Origin of the sequence: Limnohabitans sp. (genome assembly GCF_017848645.1) — a bacterium.
GTDB lineage: Bacteria > Pseudomonadota > Gammaproteobacteria > Burkholderiales > Burkholderiaceae_C > Limnohabitans_A.
The window spans coordinates 65189-73803 of sequence record NZ_JAFEIF010000083.1 but is presented as its reverse complement, the minus strand read 5'-3'; the positions used below and the strand labels follow the sequence as shown (position 1 = coordinate 73803).

1 protein-coding gene is annotated in these 8615 nt (G+C 60.2%); it reads right to left on the bottom strand.

Annotated elements, in window-relative coordinates:
• Nucleotides 1–8614 (bottom strand): filamentous hemagglutinin N-terminal domain-containing protein (locus tag QZ190_RS18105; RefSeq protein ID WP_291919256.1); only part of this gene is annotated, 8614 nt, incomplete at its 3' end.
• Between the last annotated feature and the right edge of the window lies 1 nt (nt 8615).

The following is an 8615-nucleotide window of genomic DNA, read 5'->3' as shown; positions in this document are numbered from 1 at the left end:
AGCCTGAGCCTGTGCCAGTGTTGGTATTGGTGTCGGGCAGGGGTGCTGCTTGGCCGGGGGTGAAGGTTTGCGGGGCTTGCTTGTCCAGACCTGGCGTGCTTTGGGTCTGCGCAGAATCAGTGGTTTGGTGGTCCAGGTTGCGCTGGGCTTGCTCGGACTGTGTGGTCGTTTGGGTGCTGGCCTTGTTCACGTCGCTGGCGGTGCCGGTGGCGACTTGGGTGCCAGCGGCGGTGTTGGGCGCTTGGGCGCTGCTGTTGTTCAGGGTGAGGTCACCGCCTTTGATGGTGAAGCTGCTGCCCACGATGGTGCCTGTTTCGGGGCCTGTCAGGGTGAAGACCGAGCCAGGTTCGCCTTTGGCGCGGGGGAGGCTTTTACTGGGCCGCGTTTCGAAGCGGTCGTAGGTGACGTATTCGGGTTGAGTTCCCTCTGGGGCGCCTGCTGGTGGATCAATGCGCTCGGTGACATTGACTTTCCAGGTGATGGTTTGAGGCACGGTCACGGCCGTGTAGCCCCCACCGCCGCCCACGTCGCTGGCGTTGTTGGTGATGTTGCCATTGACACCGCCCGCGATGAAGACGGCGCGGTGCTGCACATCGTCGTAGAGGTGTTCTACTTGGCTGTTGATGGTGAATTTTTCTCCAAAGTTAAAAACAGGGGCCGCGTCGTAAAAATAGCTGCCCGCCAAATCGCCCATATTGGGTTTGCCACTGCGGGTGGTTTTGCCAGTGTAGTTGTTGACGACATTGCCGGTGACGCTGCCGGCGATGTAAACGTGACCGTAGTTGGTGAGGGTGCCCCAGGTGACGTGAGATGCACCACTGCTCCAGCCTTTGCCTTGTGCCACGGTGAGGTTGGCGCTGCCCAGGTCAAGCGTGCCCGAGGCGATGATGTTGTCGGAGACGGGGTCAAAGCCTGAGACGCCTGTGACGGCCACATTGCCTTGGCTGCCCACGCTGCCTTGGTTGCTGTAGCTGGCTGCGTTGATGTTGAGCTGGCTGCCCGCCACGACGGCACCGGTGGCGCTGTTGCTGAAGGCACCGCTGGAGGTGATGGTGACGGTGGGCGCTGCGCCGCCGGTGCCATAGACGGTGCCCGAATTGGTGAAGCTGTCGCCCGTGAGGGTAACGGCGCTGCCACCGAGCAAGGAGGCACCTTTGCCGTTGGTGATGGCGCCGCCGCTGGCGGTGGCGGTCATGCTGCCGGTGGCGGCCAACAGGGGCGTGTTGGTGGCGGATCCGCTGTTGGTGATGGCCCCGCCGCTGGCGGTGAGGGTGGCGTTGCCGCCGGTGGCGATCATTTGGCCTTGGTTGGTGATGCTTTGGCCCGTGAGGGTGAGTTGGCTGCCTTGCACCACGGGGTTGAGGTCGCCGCCGGGGGCAGCGGGGGCGCTGGAGGTGATGGCACCGCTGAAGGTGGCGCTCAATTGGCCGGTGGCCGTGATTTGGCCGCCGCTGTTGCTCAAGGTGCCGCCGCTGAGCGTCATGCTGCTACCGGAGGCGATGATGGCGCTGGAGGCGCTGGGCTTGGCGGCGCCTGCGTTGCTGGCGGTGAGCAGGTCGTTGGTGCTGCGGGTGTTGTTCAGGCTGGTGCTGGCCGCAATGGTCATGCTGCCTTGGCTGTTGATGGTGCCTTGGTTGTTCAAGGTGGCGGTGCTCAGGCTCATGGCGCCGCCAGCGTAGAGCGTGCCGCTGCTTTGGCTCCAGCGATAGTCGGTGTCGGTCAGAGGGCGGGCACCGGCTTGCTGGCTGCAGATGGCCGGGCCTGCAATGCAGGTTTTGCCTTCGCTCAGGGTGTTGCTGATGCTGCCGCTCATGTTGACGTCGAGCGCACCGGTGGCTTGGACTTGTCCGGCGTTGGTGAGGTCTTTGCCTTGCAAGTTGACGCTGGAGCCGGTCATTTGACCGGTGTTGCTGATGGTGCCGCCACCGGCGAAGACGGTCAGGTTGGCTGCAGCACCGAGCTCGGCGCTGTTGTTGACGTCGCCGGTGATGTTGACGCTGCCCAATGAGGAGATGCGGCCGCTGTTGGTGGTGCTGCCCAGGGCGATGCTGCTGCCTTGGATGGTGCCGCCGTTGCTGGTGGCACCCAGGCCGATGCTGCCGCCCACGATGGAGCCGCTGTTGCTGGTGTCGCCCGCACCAATGGTGTTGCCGTAGACGCCGCCACTGTTGCTCAGGGATGTCTGGATGGCCACTTGGTCGGCGTTGAGTGTGCCGCTGTTGCTGAGCCCTGCGCCGCTGTGTGTGTAGGCCTGGCCTGCTTGCAGTTGCCCGGCTTGGGTGGCGCTGGTTTGGGCGCTGGTGGTGATGTTTTTGACGGCTGTGAATTGGCCCAGACCGCCCAGGTGCAGGCTGTCCCTGGCCGTCAGTTGCATGTTCTGGCCCGATGTCAGGCCGCCTTGCCCGGTGGTGTTGCTGGTGATGCGGTCGGCTCGGACGTTGATGCCACCCACGCTTTGGAGGGTGCTTTGGTTGTTGAAGTGAGCGGTGTTGTCGACCACCAGTGTTTGGCCCACTTGAAGGGGGCCGTGGTTGTTGAGGCTGCCGGTGGTCGCACGCATGTGGGCATGGCCCAGCAAGAGGGTGGGGCCTGCCAGGTCCAGGTCTTGGTGCGCGTGCAGTGTGGTGTTGTCGCCGACTTGCAAGCGGTCTGCAAATCGGATGCTGCCAGCCTCGCTCAGGGCTGACAGGTCGCTGCGCACAAAGGTTTGGCCACCCAAGTCGATGTCTTGGTGCGCCTTGAGTTGGACCTTGTTTTGCGCTTCCAGGTCTCCGGCCACGCGCAGGCTGCCGGTGTCTGCGGTGAAGTGGCCGTTGGCCATTTGGGCGTTGCCCAGCAGGTCCATGCTGCCTGTGGCGTGGAGTTTCACATCGCCGGCGCTGGCCACATGGCTGCCGATGCGGATGTCTGCGCTGCCCGCTGCTGGCGCACCAGGTTGACCTGCAGTGAGTGTGATGCTGCCATTGGCCAGCAGTTGGCCGGCCACCTGGATGTGGCTGCCAGCGTTGCTGACCATGCTGCCCGTGGCGACGATGCCTGCAGGCGCGGATGTTTGGGCGCGTGACGTCGAGAAGCCAAAACTTTGTGATCCGCCGCTTTGGAGTTGGAGGTCGCCACGGACCAGGGTTTGGCCGGTGTGCCAAATGTCCTGGCCTGCGGTTTCTTGCAGGCCTGCACCCGCTTGGACTTGGCCCAGATGGCTGATGTTGTCGCCTGCCGTGATTTGGCCGTGCCCCCGGATGAGCGTGTCGCCTTGGACTTGGTAATCCGTGCCCGCCAATGCCGTGTAGTGGCCGGTGCTTTGTACGCTGCCTTGCGCCAGGATGTGGCCGCCCGCCTGGATGGTGGCGTTGGCCGTTGCGCTGCCAGGGGTGTGGTTGCCGACCAGAATGTCGGTGGCTTCAATGTTTTGCGCCGCTTGCAGGTCCAGATGGCCACGCGTGACGATGCGGGTGGTGCCAATGTGGCCTGTCTGGCTGGTGACTTGAACGTTTTGGCCGCTGATGCCGTGTGTGGCCAGAATGTCGTCCTGGGCCTGGGCTTGCAGGTTGCCCAGTGCAGACATGGCACCGGTGTGGATGTGGCCTTCACTTTGGACTTGCATGTGGCCACGGCTTTGGATGTGTTGGGCTTGTAGATCGCCGCCAGCGTTGATGCGCATGTTTTGCGAGGCGGTGTTGGCCCCGGTCAGGCCGCTGACGATCATGCCGCTGCTCAAAAGGGTGGTGCCCGCTTGGAGTTGCATGTTGCCACCGCTGGCGATGTGGCCGTTGACCGTGATGTGGGTGTCGCTGCGGGCAGTCAAGTTGCCGTTGGCGATGATGCTGGCACTGCTGACGATGCCGCAGCCGTTGGACTGCAGGCTCATGTTTCCCTGGCTTTGTGCGCCTTGCAGGGTGATGCATTGGCCCGTCACGTTGGCGGCACTGTGGCTGGCATAGGTCGAGCCAAAGTGGACATGGCCATTGGTGGCATCCATGGTGCTGTCAGCGCCGCTGAGGACTTGCCCGTTCAAGCGGATGTCTTTGGCCTCGATCTTCATGCGATCGCCGGATTGGGTGCTGCCCTGGACGTTGAGGTTTTGTCCGGCTTTCACGCTCATTTGAGAGTTGGTGGCCAATCGGTCTTGTATGTTGATGTTTTGGGCGGCATTGAGTGTCAGTTGCCCTTCGGATTGGACAGTTTGCGCTTGGAGGTTGCCCTGTGTTTGCGCTGTGAGTGTGCCGCCCGAGTAAATGTGCTTGGCCGTGATGTCGCTTTGAGCCACAAGAAGGAGTGGGCCACCGGAGACGATGGTGTCGCTGCCGACCTTGGATTGGCTTTGAACTTGAGCGCTTTGCTTGGCGCTGATGTTGTCGGTGGTGATGGGGCCTTGGGCATTGAGGTCAAGGTTTTGCAGGCTGACGATGGTTTTGGCTGTGACGCCGCCTGTGTGGGCCTTGATGCGCATGTCTTGGCCGCTTTGGATGTCGCCGCCCACTTGCAAGCTGGCGGTGTCAGCCAGCAGGCCACCCGCCGATGTCATGGTGTTGCCAACGGTGACGTTTTGGCCTTTGAGGTCGATGGCGCCTGCGGCGATGCCTTTTCCGATGTCGACGTTGTCACCAGCGCGGACCAACAAACCACCTTGGCTGTTGAGTTGGCCGCCAATCTGGATTTTTTGGGTGGTGCCCAGCCTGGTCTGGCCACCGCTGCTCAGGTCTGCGCCGATGTTGAGGTTTTGGCTGTTGGTCTGCACGCTTGCGGCGGTGACGCTCTTTTGTGCGGTGATGTTGCCACCCGCTTGCATGGTGAGGGCACCTTGGCTGTTGATATCGCCAGCAACGAGGGTGTCTTTTTGGGTGTTGGTTTGGGTCTGGCCCTTGCTGGTCAGGTCTGCGCCGATGTTGAGGTTTTGGCTGTTGGTCTGCACGCTTGCGGCTGTGACGCTCTTTTGGGCGTTGATGTTGCCACCCGCTTGCATGGTGAGGGCGCCCTGGCTTTGGATGTCGCCGACAACGAGGGTGTCTTTTTGGGTGTTGGTTTGGGTCTGGCCCTTGCTGGTCAGGTCTGCGCCGATGTGGAGGTTTTGGCTGTTGGACTGCACGCTTGCGGCGTTGATGCTCTTTTGTGCGGTGATGTTGCCACCCGCTTGCAGGGTGAGGGTACCTTGGCTTTGGATGTTGCCGACAACGAGGGTGTCTTTTTGGGTGGTGATGTGGGTTTGGCCGTTGCTGGTCAGGTCTGCGCCAATGTTGAGGTTTTGGCTGTTGGATTGCAGGCCATTGGCGGTGACGCTTTTTTGTGCGTTGATGTTGCCACCCGCTTGCAGGGTGAGGGTACCTTGGCTGTTGACTGAGCTGTCCAGCTGGATGTTTTCAGTTGCGCTGAGTGTTGCCTGTTTGCTGCTGACAACAGGGCCATGGATGCTTAAATTTTTACCGTTCGCCATGATGTCCGAGCCGCTGAACTGCCCGGTGATGGTGGTGTTGCCGCTGGCATTGATCTGTGCAGAGCCAGTCGCCTTGGAATTTCCTGCTATGTGGATGTCGCCACCAGCGTTGACACTCAGGTTGTTGCCAGCGGTCACGTCACCACCAAATGTGGCACTGGTCCCTGCAACGATTGCCAAATTGTCCGTCGCACTCAGGCCGCCACGCAGGGTGACAGTGCCTGTCATGTCCAGGCCAAAGCTGCCGCGCACGCTGTAGGTGCTGCCCGCTGTTCCAAGTGTGATGTTTTTGCCCCTGAGTTCCGTGGCCGCAGCGTCAATGCCACCGCTGAGATCGAACTCTTCACTTTTCATGCTGACCATGCCCCCAGCGGTCGCATTGCCCAGGATGGCAACACTTTTGTTGGCTGTGATGTTTGCATTTTGGCCCACAGTCATTTGGGCATCGGTGTTCAATGAAAATGTGTTGCTGCCTGTGAGCAATGCGCCGTTGGTGATGAAGTGGCCGGATATGCCAATGTGTTGGCTTGCAAAAAGGCTGGCATTGCCCCCCGAGTGGACGAAACCGCCAAGGCTCAGTCCACCGGTGCTGTTGATGTCAAGGTTGCCCGTACCTCTGTAGGTGCCACTGAGCGAAATATTGTCGCCTTTGAGTGTGCTGTTGCCGCCAATTCGGGTATTGCCTGAAAGGATCAGGGCTTGGCCTTGCATGTTGGCGTTGCCGCCACTGGTCAGCTCACCCGAGATGTGCAACTCATCTGAGCTGTTGATGTCGAGGTGAGCGGATGTGTTGTAGTTGCCAGTGAGTGATATGTGGGTGCCCTTGAGGGTGCTGTTACCCGTGGTGCGGCTGTTGCCGCCAAGCATCAGGGCCTGGCCTTGCATGTCTGTATTGCCGCCACTGGTCATGCTGCCTGTTTGGTGGATGTTTTGGCCGGCCTTGAATTGGCTATTGCCCCCACTTTGGCTGCTGCCGTTGAGGTGAATGTTGCCTCTGGATGCAACATCGAGTGCGCCGCCCGACATGAGTTGGCCATCGATGCCAATGTTTTGAGCTGTCAAATGGGTGTTGCCTGCAGCGAAGATGTTGCCTTTGAGTTGCTGATCCCCCGTTGTGGTGAGTTTCAGTTGGGCGCTGTCAGTGTTGGCTGGGCGTACGACTTGGCCGTCCAAACCGATGCCCGCTGCGATGGTGCTGCCTTGGCCGTGAACAATGTTTTGAGCATGAATTTCTGTGTTGCCTTTCGCTGCAATCACGCCCCGTGGGCTGGTGTTTTTAAGCTCACCCGTGACTTGCAGATCCAGGTTTTTCAGTGCATACACCATGCCGCTGTTATCGAGCTTGGCGGTATTGAGCTGGCCATTGCCTGCGGTGCTGATGTTGCCGCCCAAATTTTGCAGGTGTGGGGTTTGGATTTTGAGCAGATCGCTGCCTGCATGTTGGATGACGCCGCCGTCGTTGGTCAGGCGATCTGCCGCGATGTCAAGGCGGTTGCTGTTGCTGGCGATGTTGCCCCCGGTGTTGTCAATGGACCCAGGCAATGTCAGGGCCAATGGGGTTGGTCCGGTTTGTTTGATGCTGCCTTGGCGGTTGCTCAAGTTGTTTGCAGAAATTTGCAGCTGGGGTGCACTGATTGTGGCCTGGTCTGTGCGCAGTGTTTGTGCAGTTGTCAATTCCAGGCGTTGACTTGCCACCAGGGTTGCCGAGGTGGTGTTGATGCCCGTGTCTGCGGCTGTGCTAGCGCCACCCCCGACAACGGGCAGTTGCGTGTTCAGGGCGATTTGTTGACCGGCCCACTGACTTCCTGTGGCGTCAATTCGCGCACCATGGACTTGAATGTCGTCAAGGCTGGTGAGTTGGCCGTTGAGTTGGATGTTGCCGTTGGTGTTCAACCTGATCGCGCCGCCTTGGACAAATGTGCCGTCACCTTGGAGGCCGGATGCGATCAGGCTGCGGGATGTGCCGTGGATGGCGGCTTCACCGTCTTTGCGCTCGGCTTTCGATTGCACCTGGACAGCACCTTGGGCCGCGATGGTGCCACTGTGGGTGATCTGTCCTTGTGTGGCGATGTGGGTGTCTTTTTGGCTGTAAAAAGTGCCGCTGTTGGTGAGCCAGCCGTTGTGGTCGAGCGTGAGTGGTGCGCGTGTGGATTGGATCAGACCTGCATTGTTGACGCCCAGGCCAGCCTCCGTGCCAATCAGCATGATTTTGCCCGCGTACATGCCCCCCAGGTGTGTGACATCCAGTGCCACGCGTGGTGCTGCCGTGCGTGTGTTGTCGATTTTGGTGGCGGTGACCACGATTTCATTGTCTTGTGTCGCAATGGTGTTCTGGCCGGTGGCCAACTGCAGTTGCTGGGCCCAGACGCCCGCGTTGATTTGTGCCGCCCGCGCGAGGATGCTGGTGTAGTCTGCAGTGAGGGTATTGAGTCCCTTGCCGTCGATGCTGATCAGGCCCTGTGTGACGTTGTAGCCTTTGATGCCTTTGTCGTTGAACAATGGCGTGCCCGTGGTCAAGGTGACACGACTGGCATTGAGGAAGGTGCCGCCATTGACTTGAATGCCTGCCGGGTTGGCAATGATGACTTCAGCGCGCTGTCCTGCTACTTCAACCGTGCCGTGCAATTGACTCGGGTCGCGGCTGTTGACTTCGTTCAGGATAACCTGGGCACTGCCCTTGGCCAGCCAAGGGTTGGCCTGTACAGCGCCCCCGGTTTCGCTCTGTGTTGCAGTGCGGCTGTTGTTGATGACCACGCCGTTGCTGCCCACATCAAATTGGCTGAAGGTGTTGCGTGATACGCCTGCGCTGCTGGGTGTCTGGATGTTGACTTGTACCGTGCCATTGCCAGTCTTGAGAACCGTGGCTTGTTGTTGACCAGAGGCTGTGGGGTCTGCCACGATGCGCGTTGCAGTCAACTGCGCAGCTTTTACCGTGCTTTGTGCATGCGCACTTTGTTCGCTGAAACCTACCAAGATGACCGAACCTAGTGCTGTCCAGATGGCCCATTGGAGGCTGTTGATCCTGGCGCTCACGCTTTCTGGGTGTGAGGTCAGTGTCTGTTTGATGGCATTGGACCGGGTTTGGCCGCTGCCTGACGACGTGTGGCCAGAGGCTGTTTCGGCCACGGCCATGAGTTGACCACGGCAGGCGTTGAAAATGATGCGGTAAGCGGTGCGGTTCATG